This is a genomic window from Streptomyces cahuitamycinicus, assembly GCF_002891435.1.
Taxonomy (GTDB): Bacteria; Actinomycetota; Actinomycetes; order Streptomycetales; family Streptomycetaceae; genus Streptomyces; species Streptomyces cahuitamycinicus.
Window position 1 is genome coordinate 1 of record NZ_POUC01000890.1, and the last position, 924, is coordinate 924.

Consider the following 924-nt stretch of genomic DNA (forward strand, 5'->3'; position numbering starts at 1 on the left):
GCTGCGGGGCGAGGGAGATCAGGAAGTCCGCGCCGATGCCGTGGAGGTCGACGGACGCCGGGGTCATGTGCGCGCGGGCCTGGGCGTCGAAGGCGGGCGCGGCGTACCCGTACGGGCCGGGCCGGGTGCCGAACGCGAGTCCGCCCTGGTCGGTCTGCTCGACGGCGACGTGCCGGGCGAGGACGGCGGCCAGGCGGCGTTGCAGACGTCCCCGGACCCCGGCGGGGGCGGTCGGCTGGCCGGTGGGCTCACCGGGCAGGAAGTAGGCCACAGCCTTCTCCACGGCGCGCACCGGGCCGTGTATCTGGACGTCGGCCACCGGGTTCGTGCCGTGCAGGGTGACGGAGTACCGGGCACCGGACGGGGCACCCCACGCCAGGGTCGACGTGTCCGCCAGGAGGCCGATCCGGTTGTACGTCGCCACGCCCTGCAGGCGCATCGCGTGCCCGATCTCGTTCAGCAGCTCCAGCCTCCCCATGACGCGGGGGCCGTCGGCGGCGGCGCGTCCGGCGGCCTCGTCGTCGAGGACGGGCAGCACCAGGCGCAGCACCTCCCGCGCGATGACGGCCGGGCTCATGCTTTCGAGGTGGAGGTCGGGGCGGGTCGGCTCACGGTCAGGGAGCTGCCAGCCGATCTGCGTGTCCCAGGTGCGGGCGACCAGGACCAGGGAACGGCCACCCTGCACGAGGCGGGCGGCGGGGTACCGGACGGTCCACCACGGGGCGTACGGCTCGACCGTCCAGCCGCGGCCGGCCCGCTCGGGCAGGAGGGTTGCAACGCGCGCGGCGAGGGTCTGGGCGGGGCACGTGGCCCGGGTCGGGGTGACGGTGGTGGCGCTCACGTCGTGGTCTCCTTCTGCGGCTGGGAGTTGCGGGGCTTCGGGGCGTGGAGGGTGCAGCGCGGGCCACACGGGTACGGGCGGAC

General features: G+C 75.5%; 1 protein-coding gene. It reads right to left on the minus strand.

Features of this window, described 5'->3' with window-relative positions; translation table 11 throughout:
• On the minus strand, positions 1-841 hold an 841-nt coding region (locus C1J00_RS43695; protein ID WP_146046430.1), incomplete at its 3' end, for a hypothetical protein.
• Between the last annotated feature and the right edge of the window lie 83 nt (positions 842-924).